Source organism: Cognatishimia maritima (assembly GCF_900129685.1).
Lineage (GTDB): Bacteria > Pseudomonadota > Alphaproteobacteria > Rhodobacterales > Rhodobacteraceae > Cognatishimia > Cognatishimia maritima.
Map to the genome: position 1 here is coordinate 109,909 of NZ_FQWM01000008.1, position 18,380 is coordinate 128,288.

General features: G+C 55.5%; 17 protein-coding genes. 8 read left to right on the plus strand and 9 right to left on the minus strand.

Annotated elements, in window-relative coordinates:
- Positions 1–13 precede the first annotated feature (13 nt).
- Positions 14–1,000 carry a cobaltochelatase subunit CobS gene (gene cobS / locus BUA39_RS14880; RefSeq protein WP_072794009.1) on the minus strand — a complete coding sequence of 329 codons (987 nt, stop codon included), beginning with the start codon at positions 998–1,000 and terminating at the stop codon, positions 14–16.
- Between the two features lie 309 nt (positions 1,001–1,309).
- Here cobS and msrB point away from each other — a divergent pair, with 309 nt between their 5' ends.
- The gene (msrB, locus tag BUA39_RS14890) at positions 1,310–1,792 is read left to right on the plus strand and encodes a peptide-methionine (R)-S-oxide reductase MsrB (RefSeq protein ID WP_072794052.1); all 483 of its coding nucleotides are present in this window, start codon (positions 1,310–1,312) and stop codon (positions 1,790–1,792) included.
- A gap of 238 nt (positions 1,793–2,030) precedes the next feature.
- Complete coding sequence (locus BUA39_RS14895) at positions 2,031–2,594, plus strand: fasciclin domain-containing protein (RefSeq protein WP_072794011.1); 564 nt, start codon at positions 2,031–2,033, stop codon at positions 2,592–2,594.
- 62 nt (positions 2,595–2,656) lie between these two features.
- Here the strand turns inward: BUA39_RS14895 and BUA39_RS14900 are convergent, their stop codons facing one another.
- Complete coding sequence (locus tag BUA39_RS14900; RefSeq protein WP_072794012.1) at positions 2,657–3,274, minus strand: J domain-containing protein; 618 nt, start codon at positions 3,272–3,274, stop codon at positions 2,657–2,659.
- Positions 3,275–3,347: 73 nt separating this feature from the next.
- On the opposite strand from BUA39_RS14900, the gene BUA39_RS14905 reads away from it, so the two are divergent.
- Positions 3,348–3,614, plus strand: coding sequence for a BolA family protein (locus BUA39_RS14905; RefSeq protein ID WP_072794013.1), 267 nt, complete (start codon positions 3,348–3,350; stop codon positions 3,612–3,614).
- Between the two features lie 84 nt (positions 3,615–3,698).
- On the opposite strand, the gene gatB is transcribed toward BUA39_RS14905, so the two are convergent.
- From gatB to pepN, 3 genes are all read right to left on the minus strand, one after another.
- Positions 3,699–5,210: an Asp-tRNA(Asn)/Glu-tRNA(Gln) amidotransferase subunit GatB gene (gene gatB / locus BUA39_RS14910; RefSeq protein WP_072794014.1), complete on the minus strand. Its 1,512-nt coding sequence runs from the start codon at positions 5,208–5,210 to the stop codon at positions 3,699–3,701.
- A gap of 149 nt (positions 5,211–5,359) precedes the next feature.
- Positions 5,360–6,664 carry a hypothetical protein gene (locus BUA39_RS14915; protein WP_084605019.1) on the minus strand — a complete coding sequence of 435 codons (1,305 nt, stop codon included), beginning with the start codon at positions 6,662–6,664 and terminating at the stop codon, positions 5,360–5,362.
- A gap of 365 nt (positions 6,665–7,029) precedes the next feature.
- Entirely contained in the window at positions 7,030–9,585 is a 2,556-nt protein-coding gene (pepN, locus tag BUA39_RS14920) for an aminopeptidase N (protein ID WP_072794015.1), read from the minus strand.
- 134 nt (positions 9,586–9,719) lie between these two features.
- On the opposite strand from pepN, the gene BUA39_RS14925 reads away from it, so the two are divergent.
- Positions 9,720–10,490 (plus strand): class I SAM-dependent methyltransferase, encoded by a 771-nt coding sequence (locus BUA39_RS14925; RefSeq protein ID WP_072794016.1) that lies wholly within the window; start codon positions 9,720–9,722, stop codon positions 10,488–10,490.
- A 39-nt stretch (positions 10,491–10,529) separates the two neighbouring features.
- Here the strand turns inward: BUA39_RS14925 and BUA39_RS16855 are convergent, their stop codons facing one another.
- Positions 10,530–10,685, minus strand: coding sequence for a hypothetical protein (locus BUA39_RS16855; RefSeq protein ID WP_165610534.1), 156 nt, complete (start codon positions 10,683–10,685; stop codon positions 10,530–10,532).
- Between the two features lie 293 nt (positions 10,686–10,978).
- On the opposite strand from BUA39_RS16855, the gene BUA39_RS14930 reads away from it, so the two are divergent.
- Positions 10,979–13,138, plus strand: coding sequence for a malate synthase G (locus BUA39_RS14930; RefSeq protein WP_072794017.1), 2,160 nt, complete (start codon positions 10,979–10,981; stop codon positions 13,136–13,138).
- Here BUA39_RS14930 and BUA39_RS14935 read toward each other — a convergent pair.
- Positions 13,135–14,007: an AraC family transcriptional regulator gene (locus tag BUA39_RS14935; protein ID WP_072794018.1), complete on the minus strand. Its 873-nt coding sequence runs from the start codon at positions 14,005–14,007 to the stop codon at positions 13,135–13,137. The two genes, BUA39_RS14930 and BUA39_RS14935, sit on opposite strands and share 4 nt — an antisense overlap.
- Before the next feature lie 158 nt (positions 14,008–14,165).
- Here BUA39_RS14935 and BUA39_RS14940 point away from each other — a divergent pair, with 158 nt between their 5' ends.
- Positions 14,166–15,074: an aldo/keto reductase gene (locus tag BUA39_RS14940; RefSeq protein WP_072794019.1), complete on the plus strand. Its 909-nt coding sequence runs from the start codon at positions 14,166–14,168 to the stop codon at positions 15,072–15,074.
- 156 nt (positions 15,075–15,230) lie between these two features.
- Positions 15,231–16,013 (plus strand): gamma-glutamyl-gamma-aminobutyrate hydrolase family protein, encoded by a 783-nt coding sequence (locus tag BUA39_RS14945; protein WP_072794020.1) that lies wholly within the window; start codon positions 15,231–15,233, stop codon positions 16,011–16,013.
- 1 nt (position 16,014) lies between these two features.
- Here BUA39_RS14945 and BUA39_RS14950 read toward each other — a convergent pair whose 3' ends face one another.
- Positions 16,015–16,797: an SDR family NAD(P)-dependent oxidoreductase gene (locus BUA39_RS14950; protein WP_072794021.1), complete on the minus strand. Its 783-nt coding sequence runs from the start codon at positions 16,795–16,797 to the stop codon at positions 16,015–16,017.
- Between the two features lie 119 nt (positions 16,798–16,916).
- On the opposite strand from BUA39_RS14950, the gene BUA39_RS14955 reads away from it, so the two are divergent.
- The gene (locus BUA39_RS14955; RefSeq protein WP_072794022.1) at positions 16,917–17,510 is read left to right on the plus strand and encodes a TetR/AcrR family transcriptional regulator; all 594 of its coding nucleotides are present in this window, start codon (positions 16,917–16,919) and stop codon (positions 17,508–17,510) included.
- Positions 17,511–17,578: 68 nt separating this feature from the next.
- Here BUA39_RS14955 and BUA39_RS14960 read toward each other — a convergent pair whose 3' ends face one another.
- Positions 17,579–17,950, minus strand: a complete 372-nt coding sequence (locus BUA39_RS14960; protein WP_072794023.1) for an MmcQ/YjbR family DNA-binding protein — start codon at positions 17,948–17,950, stop codon at positions 17,579–17,581.
- Between the last annotated feature and the right edge of the window lie 430 nt (positions 17,951–18,380).

The following is an 18,380-nucleotide window of genomic DNA, read 5'->3' on the forward strand; positions in this document are numbered from 1 at the left end:
ATGCCCTAGGTCGTCACCCGATGCTCATGCTCGCCGCGCTTTCCGGCAGTTCTTCGTCAAACAGACGCTGATAGAACTCTGCCACGGTCTGGCGTTCCAACTCATCACATTTGTTGAGGAAGGTCAGACGGAACGCGTAGCCCACATCGCGGAAAATTTCAGAGTTCTGCGCCCAGTTGATCACCGTCCGAGGCGACATAACGGTAGACAGGTCCCCGTTCATAAAGGCCGTCCGGGTCAGGTCGGCCACAGTCACCATCTGGCGCACCTTCTTGCGGCCCGCCTCGGTGTTGTAATGGGGCGCTTTGGATAGAACGATATTGGTTTCCGCATCAATACTCAGGTAGTTCAGCGTGCTGACCAAGGACCAACGGTCCATCTGCGCTTGGTTGATCTGCTGCGTGCCGTGGTAAAGCCCTGTCGTGTCGCCCAGACCCACGGTGTTCGCCGTCGCAAACAGGCGGAAGTGTTTGTGCGGGGTGATGATTTCATTCTGGTCCAGCAGCGTCAGCTTACCGTCGTGTTCCAGTACCCGCTGGATCACAAACATCACGTCCGCGCGGCCCGCATCATATTCATCAAACACAATCGCAACCGGGTTGCGCAGTGCCCAAGGCAGGATGCCCTCGTGGAATTCAGTGACCTGCTTGCCATCTTTTAGCTTGATCGCGTCCTTACCGATCAGGTCGATCCGGCTGATGTGGCTATCAAGGTTCACCCGCACGGACGGCCAGTTCAGGCGCGCTGCAACCTGTTCGATGTGGGTCGATTTACCTGTACCGTGATACCCTTGGATCATCACGCGCCGGTTATGGGAAAAGCCCGCGAGGATCGCCAGTGTGGTATCGGGGTCAAACTTATAGGTCGGGTCCAGCGCGGGCACACGATCGGTGGCCTCGGCAAACCCTTTGACCTTCATATCCGTATCAATTCCAAAGACTTCACGAACCGAGATTTCTTCGGTCGGTTTTGCGTTGATGTCGGTCATGCCGTCTGCCATGGCGCGGAATCCTTCTGTTCGCTGCGTATCGCGCGTCGTGTCTATGCGTTTCGCGGGCCACAATATCGTTGGCCTGCCGGAGGGAAAGGGCAAAAGCGCCGAAACCACCTTTGATCAGACGAAAAAACGGCTTTTTCCGCTGCGTGGACTCATAAGCAAACTTGAGTGGATTGTCGAGAATGGTACTTATGGTCTCAAAAATAAGCATTGATGGGCGCGCCGCAGAGGCCTCACGCGGAATTGAGCGTTGTTTTCTTGCAATGGCGGGGCGTTGAAACAACCTTTCAGACAACAAGAAAGGACGTGGATATGAACCGTCGCGACATTTTGCGCACCAGCGCTGCATTTGGTTTTACAGGCGCATTAGGGGGCATGGCCATGCCTGCCATCGCTGCGGCTGGAGATTTCGAAGTCACCCGGACAGAGGCAGAATGGCGCGCCATGCTGACGCCGCTGCAATACAAAGTTATGCGCGAACATGGAACCGAACGGGCCTTTACTTCGCCACTGGACAAAAACTATGCCGAGGGCCTCTATCATTGCCGGGGCTGTGATCTGGAACTCTATTCGTCAGAGCACAAATATGACAGCGGCACTGGCTGGCCGAGTTTTTACAAATCCCTGCGCAATGCTGTTGGCACCCAACCAGACCGCATTCTGCTGCGCGTGCGCACCGAAGTGCACTGCCGCCGCTGCGGAAGCCATCTTGGCCATATCTTTGATGATGGTCCACGCCCGACCGGCAAACGCCATTGTTTGAATGGCGCGTCGTTGGTGTTCAAGGCTGCCTAAAACGGCAAAATCGCGACAATCCAATCTCTGCGCAATGGCGTTCCTTCGGGGGCGCCATTTTTCATGTGGGCTACCTGTCACGCCACGCGGGATAGCGCAAAAATAAATGAAGTCAAATATTTAACCCAAAACTCTTTGTGATGTGAAAATCAGGAAAAAGAGTGAACCACCCGCCGCTTTACTCCGTATTCGATGCACAACCAACAAGATGTTGGATTGATAGAAACTGGAGACGAAAATGACTTTTCTTAAAACCGTTACCCTTGGCTTCACTCTTGCTGCTGGCGCTGCTGTTGCTGGCAGCCATGCCGCGAAAGAAAACCCAATGGTGGGCGGTGCACCGATGATGGCGGATATGAACATCGTTGAAAATGCGGTGAACTCTGCAGACCACACAACGCTGGTCGCAGCCGTTCAGGCCGCTGGACTGGTCGAAACCTTGCAAAGCGAAGGTCCATTCACCGTGTTCGCTCCTGTCAACGCTGCGTTTGATGCGCTGCCAGAGGGCACGGTGGAGTCGCTGCTGAAACCTGAAAACAAAGACGCGCTGACCAAAGTGCTGACCTGCCACGTGGTGGCTGCGAATGCGATGTCAGACGCGATTGTTGGCATGATCAACGACGATGGCGGTATGCACGCGGTTGAAACCGTAGGTGGTTGCACGCTGACTGCAATGCTGGACGGTGACATGGTCAAACTGAAAGACGAACAGGGCGGTATCGCGACCGTGACCATCGCCGACGTCGTGCAATCAAACGGTGTAATCCACGTGATCGATAAGGTGCTTTTGCCTGCAAACTAAAGTCACCATCACTGCAAAAGGCCACTCTGTCGAGTGGCCTTTTTTGCTTTTTTCACAGTGCTTTATTTAAAACTGTTTGAGTCCTTGATCTGATCCCAGGCCCAGACAACTTCCTGCAGCTGTTCCTCTTGGCTCCGGTCCCCGCCATTCATATCCGGGTGCAGCACTTTGATCAGCTTCTTATAAGCCTTACGGATATCGGCCTTTGACCATGTCGATTCCGCCTCAAGAATATCAATCGCGCGCTGTTCCGTCGGGGGCAGGCGTCGCCCGGTCGAACGACCCGGGTTCTGCGTCGCGTTTCCACCCAAGACCTGATGCGGGTCTTCAATGCCAAGCCGTGCCCAAGCGCGCGCTTCTGGATCAGTGAACTTCTTGGTTTCCCGCTCCCAAACTTTGTCTTTCGAGTTCTGAGCGTTCATCTCGGCTTCGGTCTTGCCGTCAAAAAAGCTCCACTTCGCGTTATATTCACGCACATGGTCTTTGCAGAACCAGCGGAATTCATCCAGCACATCCGGTGCTTTGGGCGCACGGAACTTACCCGGCTCCTCACAGCCATCCATTTCGCACACGCGTGTAGAAGTTGTGGATTCACCAGACATGCCCCGGCGGCCACGCGGGTTTTTCTTCTTTGCAGAAGACACGGACATATCGAATCCGAAGGGATCTGGTTTCGGCATTCTCTCACCTTTTCGACTCGGAGCGGAAAGTTTAGTCTATTGGACGCAAGATTGAAGAGGGCAGGTCAAAAAAATGAGCGTAAAAGACGAAATTCATGCGCGGTTGTCCGCTGCTTTTGAACCGGCAGAACTGGTGGTGGTGGATGACAGTGAAAGCCATCGCGGCCATGCCGAATATCAAGAAGGCGGCGAGAGCCATTTCAACGTTCACATCCGCGCGCAAGCCTTTGAAGGTATGTCAAGAATTGCCCGTCACCGGTCGGTGCATAAAGCGCTTGGGGCAGAGCTTGTTGGGCGTATCCATGCGCTTGCCTTGGACATTGGTGCACCTGAAGACTGACGGGCAATCCGCGCAGAAAATAAGCAAAACAGCAGACCAAGAGGCCTTCTGTCTGCATTTCTATCGGTCAGCCGGGGTGGCGACTTAGCCGTTCAGCTTTTGCGCCACCAGTTGGTTCACGGCTTTCGGATTGGCCTTACCGCCGGTCGCCTTCATCACTTGACCGACAAACCAGCCTGCCAGTTTCGGGTTCACTTTGGCCTTTTCAACCTGCTCTGGGTTGGCGGCAATGATCTCATCCAACGCAGCCTCGATGGCCCCAGTGTCGGTCACCTGTTTCATGCCACGCTCTTCAACGATCTGCGCCGGATCACCACCTTCGGTATAGACGATCTCAAACAGATCCTTGGCAATCTTGCCAGAGATCGCATCAGAGCTGATCAGGTCAATGATCCCACCCAGTTGCGCCGGGGAAATCGGGCTGTCGGTGATGCCTTTGTCGTCCTTTTTCAGGCGACCAAAAAGTTCGTTGATAACCCAGTTTGCAGCCAATTTACCGTTGCGCCCATTGGCGACCTCTTCAAAGAAGGTCGCGTTTTCAGCCTCTGCCGTCAGCACGGATGCGTCATATTCGGACAGGCCGAAGTCATTGACAAAACGCGCTTTTTTCTCGTCAGGAAGTTCTGGCAAAGACGCTGCAATGTCATCGACCCAACCCTGTTCAATCTCCAGCGGCAGCAGGTCTGGGTCAGGGAAGTAGCGATAATCATGCGCTTCTTCTTTGGACCGCATGGAACGCGTTTCGTTCTTGTCCGCATCGTAAAGACGGGTTTCCTGATCCACGGTGCCACCAGCCTCGACAATCGCGATCTGACGACGCGCTTCGTATTCGATGGCCATCTGGATGAACCGCATGGAGTTCATGTTCTTGATCTCACACCGGGTGCCGAGGTGAGAGAAGTCCTGCGTCTCTTGGTATTTTTCATACTGGCCCGGACGGCAGATCGACACGTTCACGTCCGCGCGCAGGTTACCGTTTTGCATGTTGCCATCACAAGTGCCCAGATAGCGCAGGATCTGGCGCAGTTTGGTTACATAGGCGGCGGCCTCTTCGGGGCCGCGGATGTCCGGGCGGCTCACGATTTCCATCAGCGCAACGCCGGTCCGGTTCAGGTCGACGAACGACATATTTGGGTCCATGTCATGCACGGATTTACCAGCGTCCTGTTCCAGGTGGATGCGTTCAATCCGCACCTTGCGCGCAACGCCCGGTCCCATATCAACGATGATCTCACCTTCGCCGACAATCGGGTGGTACAGCTGGGAAATCTGATAGCCTTGCGGCAGGTCCGGGTAGAAATAATTCTTACGGTCAAAGGCCGACCACAGGTTGATGTCCGCCTTCAGGCCCAGACCTGTACGAACAGCCTGTTCGACGCAATATTCGTTGATCACTGGCAACATGCCCGGCATCGCTGCATCCACGAAAGACACGTTGGCGTTCGGTTCTGCTCCGAATTTGGTGGAAGCCCCGGAAAAGAGTTTTGCATTGCTGCTGACCTGCGCATGCACTTCCATCCCGATTACAAGTTCCCAATCATGTTTCGCGCCAGCGATCACTTTGGGTTTCGGGGTTTCAAAAGTCAGGTCCAGCATCTGCCGTCGCTCCATCTTAAAGGTACAGATGGCGTTCTAGGGCAGGGTGGGGGCAGGGGCAAGAGGAGTGAACAGCGTAGGGTGGGGTTTTACCCCACCATTCTGCAAGTAGGCGATGAAACGGTGGGGTAAAACCCCACCCTACAGCGTCACGGCTGAATTTCAGTGATCCCATCCGGGCCAAAGTGGATGGTCAAACCCGCCTCAAGGTTCTTCATAAACGGCTGCGCAACGGCGTTCATTGCGAAGTCGCGGCCCTTTTGGGCCAGCCGGTCCATCGACACGCTGCGCACGCCGTTGTCAAAACCCAGTTCCGCGTGGCCCCAGATCAACGGGTGCACTTCACGCAGGGCGTTGTGCACCACATCTTCAAAGGCGGCGCGCAAGGCGGCTTGTTGTTCGGTGCCAGTTCCAGTTTCGCGATAGTGCTGACGGGCAGCCTGCCATGCGCAGTAAAGCTGCGCGGCGACCAGATTGGCGGTCGCCTGATCGGTATGGCGGTCCAGAATGTCGTGGATGCCGTCGATGAAATAATCGGTGTCGATATGCGCAAGCCCGGTTGGGTCGATCAGCAGCGCGTCAAACCACACCCAAGCATAGGCACCTGCGCCCCAAAGGTCATAGGTGCGTGCGGCGGTGCGGCGGGCTTGCAAATCAAGATTTGCGTGATCGCCGTACCATTGCGGCAGCATATAGGTGCCAAGCGCGCGCATGTGGCGGGGGTTATCCGGGTCCAGATCGATCAGGTCTTCGAAATCATCGGCAACGCGGTCGCCGGGATGCTCACTGCCCGGCAGTAGCGCACAACGGGCTGCCGACAGCGCGGCGGAATTCAGTTCATGCGGGCAAAACTGATCAAGGATCTCCTCGGCCCGAGCGAAATGCGCCAAGAACGCCTCGCGGTTTGCGTCTTTCAGATCGGCGACCGGCACGGTGCCACGCCACGCCCAACCAATATCGATATGCATATGGGCTACGACCAGCGCGACGGCATAGTCATCGGGGTATTCGGTCAGCACCAATTCGAAATCTTCGATGCCGTCAAAAAAGTTGGAGTCCTTTGCCGGTTTACCATGCAGCAGGGCGTGTTCTGCCGCACTCACCACATCCGCCCGCGCGCCAAAGAGCATCAGGTCAACAATCGGCGTGCCTTTGACGGTCACGTCTCGTGTACGGTCCGCCATGCGGATGCGTTCACTCAGACAATCCCAACGGTCCTGTCGGGCAAGGAACTGCGCGTTTTCCCGCACTTCATTGTCGCCCTTCAAACCAAGGGATGAGGTGTTTACAGGGATTTTGATCCGGTCAATCAGGGTCTCGGAGTCCGCTTCCATCTCGGGCAGGAAAGCCAAGGGGGCCGCGTCTCTCGGGGCGGAGAATTTGCGCATCACGGCCTTCAGCGGTTCAGGCAATCTGGGGCGCGGCATGTCCGAGAGGGGGAAGTCAAATTTCATCTGCGGCTCCGTATCAGTCAGAGCCTTTGTCACCGGAAAATTGGGCGGGAAATGGGCAGCCGGGGGGTAAGAAGCGGACCTTTACGTGTGAAAATTGGGCATTTGCGGTCAACCAAATACAAATGCCCTAGGTCTCAGGTTGATTGTCGCCAATAAGGTGACAGTTAACCGGTTCTTAATTTCAGTTTATCCGAAACGCCCGCTTGATGTCTTGCAGTGCTTCGGCTTGTTGTTCGGACATATCCGTCTGTGTCGCCACAATATCTGTGTGGACCAAGGTAGAGGCAGTCCACATCTTGACAACCAATAGCGCGGCGATCGCTAGGTCACCGCGTTTGGTTTACTGGTTTTCTTCGCGTGTGACTTTATCCCAATATCCGCGTCACCATTTCATGGGTGTCGCGGCTCAGGCCTTCGGTCGCCAATATGCGCTCTAATTCTGCGCGGATCAGGGATTGCCGTTGGCTGTCATAACGCTTCCAGGTTTGGAAGGCCGTGCACATGCGGGCAGTGGTCTGCGGGTTCACCGGGTCAAGCTTGATCAGCCAATCGGCCAGCAGCTTGTAGCCCGCCCCAGTTGCGTGATGGAACCCAGCGTGGTTGCCCGCAAAAGCCCCAAGCGTGGCGCGGAAGCGGTTTGGGTTCTTCATGTCAAAATCGGCGTGTTGGGTGAGCGCTTTTGCAACTTCGGCAGCTTGATCTGGGTCCGCCATGCCCGCCTGCAACCCAAACCATTTATCGATGACCAGACGGTCAGATTTCCACTGATCATAGAAATCTTGCACGGCCTCGGTGCCAGCGCCTTCGCGCACCAGCGTCGCCAATGCCGCAATCTGCTGGGTCATATTGTCCGCAGTCGCAAACTGCGCCTTCGCGGGGTCAAGCTGCCCCAATCGACCAAGCAGGGCCATTGCCATATTCGCAAGCGCCCGTTTGCCAGAACCCTCGGCATCGGGCGTATATGGCCCCTGCGGCTGGTTGTCAGAATATAGTGCGTGCAGGTCATCGGCCAAAATCCCGGCCTTGGCCTTTGATAGCGCCTTGGTTGCGGCATAAATTTTGTCGGGGTCAGGGGTTTCCCCCAAAGCGGCCAGCGCGCCAGCAAGTTCGGTTTCTGTTGGCTGCGCCAACATTAGTGCCCGATAGGCCGCATCAAGCGAAGTGTCGGTGACAACGCGTTTCAATCCATCCAAGTAGGCCGGGTCGGGTGCCGCATCTTTCAGGATCATGTTGATCAAACTGTCCCGCGCCAGATCGCGGCCTGCTTCCCAGCGGTTGAATTCATCGGTGTCATGCGCCAGCAGGAAGGCCCGGCGCGCATTATCGATGTCTTGCTCCAACATGACGGGGGCCGAAAAACCGCGCAGGATGGAAGGGATTGGGCGCGCGCCAAGCCCCGTGAAGGTCAAGCTTTGCTCTGCTTCCATCATTTCAAAGATCCGCGTCGGGTGGGTCTCATCTCCGTTGGGGTTAAGCAGACCCAATGCAATCGGGATCACGCGGGGATCTTTGACATCCTGTCCTGGTGTTGGCGCTGTGGATTGGCTGAAATGCAGGGTGAACGTCCCGCTCTCGGCCTGCCATTCTTCCCGCACAGACACTTTCGGCGTGCCTGATTGGCTGTACCAGCGCTTGAATTGGGTCAAATCACGCCCGGTGCAGTCTTCGAAAACCTTGATCCAGTCCTCAATCGTGGCGGCATCCCCATCGTGGCGCTCAAAATAGAGGTCCAGCGCTTGGTAATAGGCTTCGTCCCCGACCAATGTCTTGAGCATGCCAATGACCTCGGCCCCCTTTTCATAGACCGTGGCGGTATAGAAATTATTGATCTCTTGGAATTCCTCTGGCCGCACAGGGTGGGACAGGGGGCCTTGGTCTTCGGGGAATTGGCGCGCGCGCAGGGCAATGACGTCATCAATCCGCTTCACAGGTTCCGACCGCATGTCCGCTGTGAACTGGGCATCACGGAACACAGTCAGACCCTCTTTCAGGCAAAGCTGAAACCAATCGCGACAAGTGATGCGGTTGCCCGTCCAGTTGTGGAAATACTCATGGGCGATAATCGCTTCGATCCGTTCGAAATCCGCATCGGTCGAGGTCGCCTGAGAGGCGAGAACACAAGAGGAGTTGAAGATATTCAGCCCCTTGTTCTCCATCGCGCCCATGTTGAAGTCATCCACAGCCACGATGTTGAAGATATCAAGGTCATATTCCCGGCCATAGACATCCTCGTCCCACTTCATTGAATCTTTCAAAGCCTGCATGCCAAAGGCGCATTTGCCATCGTCTCCGGGACGCACCCAGATGTTCAATTCAACGTCCTTGCCGGATTTCGTGGTGAATTGCCCCGGATGGTTGACCAGATCACCAGCCACCAAAGCAAAAAGGTAGGCCGGTTTCTTCCAAGGGTCCGACCATTCTGCAAATCCATCACCGGAGGCGCCGGGGTTGCCATTTGACAGCAGCACCTTCTCGTCGCCTTCAATGCGCACATCAAAGGTGGCCATCACGTCAGGGCGGTCCGGGTAATAGGTGATCTTGCGGAACCCTTCGGCCTCGCATTGGGTGCAATACATGCCGTTTGACATATAAAGCCCCTCAAGCGCCGTGTTGGTGGATGGTGAAATTTCGACTTCTGCCTCCCACACAAACGGCGCGTCGGGCACATTTGCAATCAGGCCTTCATCAGTCACTTCAGGTGTGATTTCCGCCCCGTCGATCTTGGCAGAGATCAACGTAAGCTGCTCGCCATGCAGAAAGAACGTTTTATCGGTGGCGTCAGGATTGGGGCGGAAGGCAATGCGCGACAGAACTCGCGTGGTCGTCGGGTGCAGCTTGAAAGTCAAGTGCACGCTGTCAATCAGGTAGCCAAAGGGGGTGTAGTCTTTCAGGTAAATAGTCTGTGGTGCAGCGTCGCGCATCTGTGGCTCCCTCAAAATGTCTTGCCCACAGATGTAATAGGTGAGGCGCGACCTGCAAGCGGATTTCAGGGTCGCTGGTGTGCCCAGCTAAATTCTATGCTAAAGCGCGTACATAGTATTCGAGGCACAAGCGCATGACCGATGACTATTTGAACATCAACAAAGACATTTGGAACAACGACGCGGCCAATTGGGTGACCTTCGCGCAGGAGCGCTGGGCTTTAGACGTTCCTGAGTGGGGCAATTGGAGCAAGCCTGAGTCAGAGTTGAGCATGTTGCCCAAAGATATGGCCGGTCTGAAAGCCATCGAGTTGGGCTGCGGAACGGGCTACGTGTCCTACTGGATGGTCAATCGCGGCGCGACGGTCACGGCGATTGACCTGTCCAAGGAACAGTTGAGCACTGCGCGAAGGCTGGACGAAAAGCACAAAGCAAACATTACCTTCATCGAAGGAAACGCCGAAGATACCGGGCTTCCCGATCAGAGTTTTGACTTCGCGATATCTGAATATGGCGCATCGATCTGGTGTCGGCCCAAGGCATGGTTGACCGAAGCGTATCGGCTCCTGCGTGCAGGAGGCCGCCTGGTGTTCTTGGGCAACCATCCGCTTTCCCTTATTGCGTCGCCTTTGAATGGCCTACCAGCGGAACGTGTGCTGCATCGACCATACCGAAATATGTGGGGGGCCGATTGGACCAAAGTTGAATTTGAACCTACTGGCGTCTGTTTCAACCTGACCATGTCTGGCTGGATGGATCTCTTTCAAGAGATCGGATTTGAGGTCGAAAAATACCACGAAATATATGCCCCCGACTGGGCGCAAGACACGCGTGGGGCCATTCCAGCGGATTGGGCGAAAGATTACCCAGTCGAGCAGGTTTGGAAGCTTCGAAAACCTGAATAGCGATTGCAGTTCAGCCATGTGGGCTCTCTTGCGCAGATGTCAAAACTTGCCGTTGTTTTGGGCCACCTGAGAGGGAAATTCTGCAGCGGTGTCCCAATGTTCGTCGATCTTGCTGCCCTCAACGCGGAACGGATCAAACGAGCCCCGCGCGTCCGCAGCCATCAACTGCGTATTGTTGATCGTGTTGTGGGTCACGACCCGATTCCCTTCGGGGATGACACGGTAAGTCGTGGCAGGCCCTCCGATTGAAGTTCATTATGAGTTGACCGCACTGGGTAAAGAGCTCATGGAATTGCAGAAAACCATGGTGATTTAGGCCAATCGCAACCCCCCCAAGGTCCGAGAGAACCGCGACGCCTATGACCAGCGACAGACGTAATTTCTGGTTGAATTGACGCATCTGCTGGTAATTTTTGAAAACCAATTTGTTGCTCTTGGACCCGTTCTGCCTTAGGCAAAGGGCTGTTTCAGACAGACTGGGGGAACACATGGCGCGCGTTACAATTCACGAAATGCAAGTGGATGCCAAATTTGCGGCTTTTGTGGAGGCCAAGGCGCTTCCGGGTACAGGCGTGTCGTCAGAGACATTTTGGGCCGGTCTGGCAAGTCTTGCTCATGATTTTGGCCCGGAAAACAGCGCGTTGCTGGAAGAACGCGAAGACCTGCAGCAACAGATCGACGCCTGGCATGTCAAACGCCAGGGCCAACCCCATGAACCGGCGGCCTACAAGGCCTTCCTGCAGGACATTGGGTATCTGCTTCCAGAAGGCGCCCCATTTGAAATTGACACGCAGAATGTTGATCCCGAAATCGCCACTTTGCCCGGTCCGCAGCTTGTGGTGCCGATCACCAACGCCCGCTACGCGCTGAACGCGGCCAATGCCCGCTGGGGGTCGCTCTATGACGCGCTTTATGGCACAGATGCGCTGGGCACCGCGCCCGAGGGCAAAGGCTATGACGCCGACCGTGGCGCAGCGGTCATTGCCGCCGCCAAAGCGCATTTGGATGAGGCTGTGCCGTTTGAAGAGGGCCTCTCTTGGGCGGATGTCACCGGATTTGACTACCGCGACAGCGTTTTTGTTGGTGTGTCCGCCAACAAGACAGCGCCGTTGAAGGATCAGTCGCAGTTCGTCGGCATCAAAGAAGACCTGTCAGAGCTGCTCTTTGCAAAACACGGGTTGCACCTGCGGGTGCTGATCAACCCGAAACACCCAATTGGCAAAACCGACCCGGCGGGGATCGCCGATGTCATCATCGAAAGCGCCGTGTCCGCGATCATGGACTGCGAGGATTCCGTCGCCTGTGTGGACGCCGAAGACAAGATCCTTGCCTATTCCAATTGGCTCGGGCTGATGAAAGGCGACCTCAGCGCCAGCTTCTTAAAGGGTGGCAAAGAGGTCACCCGCCGCCTGAATGATGATCTGAAATTCAACGCGCCTGATGGCTCGGCAGTCCAACTGAAAGGCCGCGCGCTGCTGTGGATCAGAAACGTCGGCCATTTGATGACCAACCCGACCGTGCTGGATCGCGATGGAAACGAGATATTTGAGGGTCTGCTGGACGCGCTGACCACGGTTTTGATCGCCAAACATGACCTCGCCCGCGACAGCGGCAACTCGGTCCATGGCTCGGTCTATGTGGTGAAGCCCAAAATGCATGGCCCAAAGGAAGTGGCCTTTGCAGATCGCGTTTTCGCCAAGGTCGAAGATATTCTCGACCTGCCGCGCCATACCGTGAAAATCGGCATCATGGACGAAGAGCGCCGCACTTCGGTGAACTTGATGGAGTGCATCCGCGCCGCCAAATCGCGCGTGGCCTTTATCAACACGGGCTTTTTGGACCGCACGGGCGACGAAATCCATACCTCGATGGAAGCCAGGGCTTTCCTGCGCAAAGATGAGATCAAAGAACAAGAGTGGATCAAGGCCTACGAAGACTTGAATGTCGATATCGGCCTAGAATGCGGCCTGAAAGGCAGGGCACAGATCGGCAAGGGCATGTGGGCAGCACCCGACCGGATGGCAGACATGCTGGAGCAAAAGATCAGCCACCCCCAAGCCGGGGCAACCTGCGCTTGGGTGCCTAGCCCGACGGCAGCGACCCTGCACGCGCTGCATTATCACAAGGTAGATGTGTTGGGCGTTCAGGACGAGCTGAAAGCCAAGGGACGCCGGGCTTCGGTCGATGGCATTCTGACAATTCCGCTCGCCTCCGGTGCAAACTGGTCCGCCGAAGATATCCAGCGCGAGGTCGAGAACAACGCGCAGGGCATCCTTGGCTATGTGGTGCGCTGGATCGACATGGGTATTGGCTGCTCAAAAGTGCCGGATATCAATGACGTCGGCCTGATGGAGGACCGCGCCACCTGCCGGATCAGCGCTCAGCACATCGCCAACTGGCTGCATCACGATGTGATCAGCAGTGCCGACGTCATGGCCGCCATGCGCAAAATGGCCGCCGTGGTGGATCGCCAAAACGCTGATGACCCAGCCTACCGTCCTATGGGACCGGAATTTGAAGGCATCGCCTTTCAAGCCGCCTGTGATCTGGTCTTCAAAGGGCGCGAACAGCCGTCTGGCTATACCGAACCCGTCCTGCACGCGCGCCGGATAGAGAAAAAACAACGACTTGCAAAGCAAACAGGCTAAGACGCGCGCGCAAGGTGGTTTCTGGGTGAACACCCGAATTTGCGGCTATAGTCCCGGCTGAAATGCGTTGGGCTTTCATATCCCACCTCAAAGCCTGCGACCGAAACCGAGGGCACGCCGCGCTCAAGCAGGGCGCGCGCTTCGATCATCCGCAGGTCTTTTTGATACTGCAGCGGCGTCGTCCCAGTGACGGACTTAAAGTGTTCGTGAAACGAAGACTGGCTCATCCCTGCAACCTGCGCCAACTCGCCCACCACCAGAGGTCTACGGAAATCCGTTCTTATCCGCTGTATGGATTTTGAAATGCGGCTTGCGTGGCTGTCCACTGCCAGCAGATTTCGCAACATGCCCCCGATGGGGGACATCAGCAGGCGAAAATGGATTTCTTTTAGGATCATCGGACCCAGAACCTGTGCGTCTAACAGTGTATCCATCAGCCCAATGTAGCGTGCCATCGGGTCAAGCCACGCAGGATCGGCCTCACTGACCGATAGTGATTTGGCCAATTGCGTGTCAGTCAGGGCATCGCCGACCTGCTCATACAGGCTGCGCAGAATGCCCAAATCGATTGAGAGTATCAAAGCAAGGTAGGGGTTTTCAGGACTGGCTTCGGTGATCTTTGAGGTCACGGGCAAATCGTGACTGACCAATAGCGCGGTGCCTTCTGACAGTCCGATGACCTGATCGCCGACTCTCATTTCTTTCTTTCCCTGTAAGATTAGGCAGATCACGGGGTTATAGACAACGGCCTCAAAGGTAGAGGTTTCATTCCTCTGAAAAATATGCGCCGCAGGAAGAATTGCACGCATTTCCTGAGCATCTCGCGTTGAAAACACTTTGCATAGGGTTTGAAAGCTTGAAAATGACATCTTGGTCTCCTTGCGAACAGCATAGCCTATCTGACACATTGAATCACGCAAATTGCCGGTGCTTCGGAGGAATTGATAAGTCTATCGGAGGATCGGGCAGGACGCGCAGTTGTTCTGCGCCTAGGTATTCTTCAAGCAACACTTGAACGGAGACACCGATGACCGATGCACAGAAATCATTTGCCTTAAACGCGACAACCGCCGTTCCTGCCGTGGGGTTTGGGACCTACCTCATTTCTAACGACGACGCGGAATCGGCTGTCCGCGCTGCGATTGAGGCGGGGTATCGCCACATCGACACGGCGTCAGGTTATGGCAACGAAGAAACGGTTGGGGCTGGGATCAGGGCAGGGCAAAACAACTCCGGGATTTCGCGGTCAGAGATGTTCGTAACGGCAAAACTTTGGCCCGGTAACCCAGCGTGGGGTGACCCCCCAAAGACAGGTGCGCAAACGATTGAAGAATGCGAGGCCAGCCTTTCCAGACTGGGACTGGATTACGTGGATCTGTATCTGATCCACGCCCCGTTCGGAGGCGAAAAGCGGATCGAGCAATGGCAGGCTTTGCTGGAACTGCAAGCAAGCGGCAAAGCCAAGTCTGTTGGGGTGAGCAACTTTAATGAAAGTCACTTAGAAGAAATCGTTGCTGCTGGCCTTCCAATGCCCGACGCCAACCAAATCGAACTGCACCCTTGGTCACAAAAACCGGCACTGCTGGCCTATATGGCGCAACATAACATCACTCCGATTGCCTATAGCAGTCTGGTTCCGCTTTCGACCTGGCGTGTTGAGGAAAGCCAAGACAGTTCAAAAACAGAGGCGATGAAGGCCGACGGCGTCGTCTTCCACGAAATGGCCGCAAAATACGGCGTGTCCGAAGCGCAGCTTTTGCTGCGGTGGGGCGTACAAAACGGATATGCAGTTCTTCCCAAAAGCCTGAACCCAGAGCGTATGCGCCAAAACATTGATCTCTTTTTCTTCGCGATTGACGACGCCGATATGGCCGCAATGGCAAAGATGGATCGCGGAGACGGTGTGGCTTGGGCAACGGGTGACCCCAGCAAATAGGGATTGCTTGTCGCCCCGGCGAAGCGCGCGGTCACTGTGCAAAACACACACATCGCGCTTTTGTCCGTGCGTTCATGCACAGGCGGACTGTCGCGATGTATCTTGCGTGCGCCGAAACTCCGCATAGTCTGTAGAGCAGAGAAGGGGTTCGCGCGCATGAGTCGACCAGTCGTTGGGATTATTGGCAATCAGTACCTGATCAATGATCAGTATCCGGCCCACGCCGGCGGTCGGATGAATTCCGAAGCCATTTCCGACGTGTCAGGCTGCATGCCGATGCTGATCCCGGCGGACCCAAGGTTTGTATCTGTCCCCGAATTGCTGGAGCTTTGCGACGGGTTCCTGCTGACCGGCGGGCGTCCGAATGTGCACCCAAGCGAATATGGCGAGGACGTCACCGAGGCGCATGGCGAGTTTGATCAGGCGCGGGATGCAATTGTTCTGCCGCTGGTGCGCGCCTGTGTTGATCGCGGTCAGCCGTTTTTGGCGATTTGTCGCGGGTTTCAAGAGGTCAACGTGGCCATGGGCGGCTCGCTATACCCTGAAATTCGGGACTTGCCGGGGCGCATGAACCACCGCATGCCGCCCGATGGCACGCTTGAGGAAAAGTTTGAACTCCGCCATGAGGTCACCTTTACCAAGGGTGGTGTTTTTCACGGGCTGATGGGCGCGGAGAAAGTGATGACCAATACGCTGCACGGGCAGGGCATCAAGCGGGCAGGGCACACAATCGAAATTGACGGCCACGCGCCCGATGGCACGCCAGAAGCGACGTATGTCAAAGGGGCCTCTGGCTTTACCTTAGCCGTGCAGTGGCACCCAGAGTGGAATGCCGCGCATGACCCGGTCAGTCGACCTTTGTTTTCGGCCTTTGGGGATGCGGTTCGAGACTGGGCAGGGGCTGCCCAGCCTTTTGATGTGACGCGACTTTCTGCCTGATTTAGGCCGCCTTGGTCTGCATGCCGCGCACCATTTTTAGGACCGTGCGGCGTGGCAAGAGGGGCGTGACCCAGTTAAGCAGGAAGGACAGGCGGCTTTCGTTGATGATTACCAGCTTGCCTTTCAGCATGCCTTCATAACCAATCCGCGCCACGCTTTCGGGCGTCGCGCCTTTTTGGTTGGACAGGCCTGTATCGCCCAGATCAGCGGTTGCGACGAATTCAGTGTTGACCAGACCCGGATTCAACGAGGACACAGTGACGCCGAATTCGCGCAATTCTTCATCCAAGGCCTGTGAATAGGACATCACATAAGCCTTTGTCGCAAAGTAGTTGGCCTGCATCGGGCCGGGCATCATCGCGGCGGTGGAGGCCACGTTGAGGATTTTACCGCCACCACGTTCGACCATCTGCTTGCCAAAGGCATGGGACAGTTCAACAAGCGCCTTGACGTTCAGGTCAATCATCGCCTTCTCGGCTGCCCAATCGCGCTCTGTATGCAGCCCGTGACCGCCGAACCCTGCGTTGTTGATCAGGATGTCAACGTTCAAGCCGCGCGCAGCGACCTCATCAATCAGTTTCCGCGCCCCACCTTCGGCCGCCAGATCCAGCGCAATGGTGTGCACAGTAACGCTATGTGTGCGCTCCAGTTCTTCTTTCAATTCGGTCAGCGCCGCTTCTCGACGCGCGGTGATGATCAGGTCACCACCTTTTTTCGCGTGATAGCGGGCGAATTCTTTACCGATACCTGAGGACGCACCGGTGATCAGAGCAAGATTTGTCATAGTAAGTCTCCTAAGTTCCGCATGGCAGTGCGGTTGTGTTTCTGACTTACTGACATATTTAGTGTAAAGTGTCAGTGTGTCAATTGACAAAATATGAAAAAACTGTCAGAAAGTTACTTATGGATAAGAAAATCGAGCAATACCAAGACCCTAAGCTGAGAAATATTTTGTATGCGGCCTTTGATGCCTTCGCAAAATACGGCTTCAAACGCACATCGATGGCCGATATCGCCGATGGCGCGGGCATCTCTCGGCCTGCGCTTTACATGCATTTCAAGAACAAGAACGATATATTCCAGTCGATGATAGAGGCCTATTACGCACAGGCCTGCGCGGACGTGGCAGAGGCTTTGAGTCGAGGCGGCGCAATTGGCGATCAGCTTAAGGCTGGATTCTTTGCGCAGTCCGGTGAAGCGTTTAAAGCGCTGCTTGATTCACCGCATGGAGCCGAGATCATCGACGTGAAATCTGCTGCGCGGGATGTGGTGGAAGAGGGCAATTTGGCTCTAAAACGTGTCTACGCAGATTGGCTTTCGGTTCAGGCAGAGTGTGGACGGGTGAACTTTCAAGTCATTTCAGATGATCCGGCGCGGGTGGCTAGCGTGATGCTAAAGGCTTTAGAGGGGCTAAAATCCGATGTGCCAACCTATGACGACTATGTCGAGAGATGTGAGCTCTTGGCGAAGGTGTTCGGGCAGGCATTGTCGGCGTAGGGTGGGGTTTCACCCCAGCAGAATTGAGCCGAATGTAGGATAGTGGGGTGAAACCCCACCCTACATAGTCAAATGTTCTTTGGCTCAGGAATACCCAATTCCAACCGCTTTTTCTTAGACAGTCCCGACGCCACCAAATCATAAGACACATCGATATGCGTCTTGAGTTCGGCGTCTGAAAGCCCCGGTTCGTCATAGTGCTGCAGCCATTTCAAACCGCGCGAGGCTAAGTAGGGCGCCGGGCGAATCCCCGGTTGATCCTGCAGCACTTCAAAGGCCAAAGGGGTGACTTTGAAGGTGAAGGCGTCGCGCCCGTCAGCCCATCCGCAGATGGCAAAGACCTTACCGCCCACTTTCCATACATCTGCATCGCCCCATTGAACCACATGCGAGGTCGCGGCTTTACTCGCGCAAAAGGCGTTAAATTCGTCCCGTGTCATGGCCTGATCCTAGGCGTTGGGGGTGGGAATGCAATTCTAATCCATCTGAATAGCCATTGCGCTGCATTGCAGCAAGAAAGCACTTGCGCTCGTAATAAAATGTCGCATAGTGGCGGTAGAATTGAAATCTTTGTTCGCGGCGGAATTTTTGCGACGCGCGGCCGATAGGGGTTTCCGCTAAGTTACATTCAAATGTGACACGGTGCTTAGGGAGGAACAGATGACACCATTCTTGCTCGGGCTTTGCCTCTGCAGTGCAGCAATATTGACCTGCGTTTTGGTCCGCGATGAGGCGTTGCGTCATTCCGTTGCACCAAGGCGTGTGCAATCAAAATATTAGTGAGGTCAGTTTTTGAGCGCGCTGAGTGTTGCCCAAATCCTGCGCAGCGATTGCGCGAATGTGACACAGAATCGCGTGTAAGCGACATTC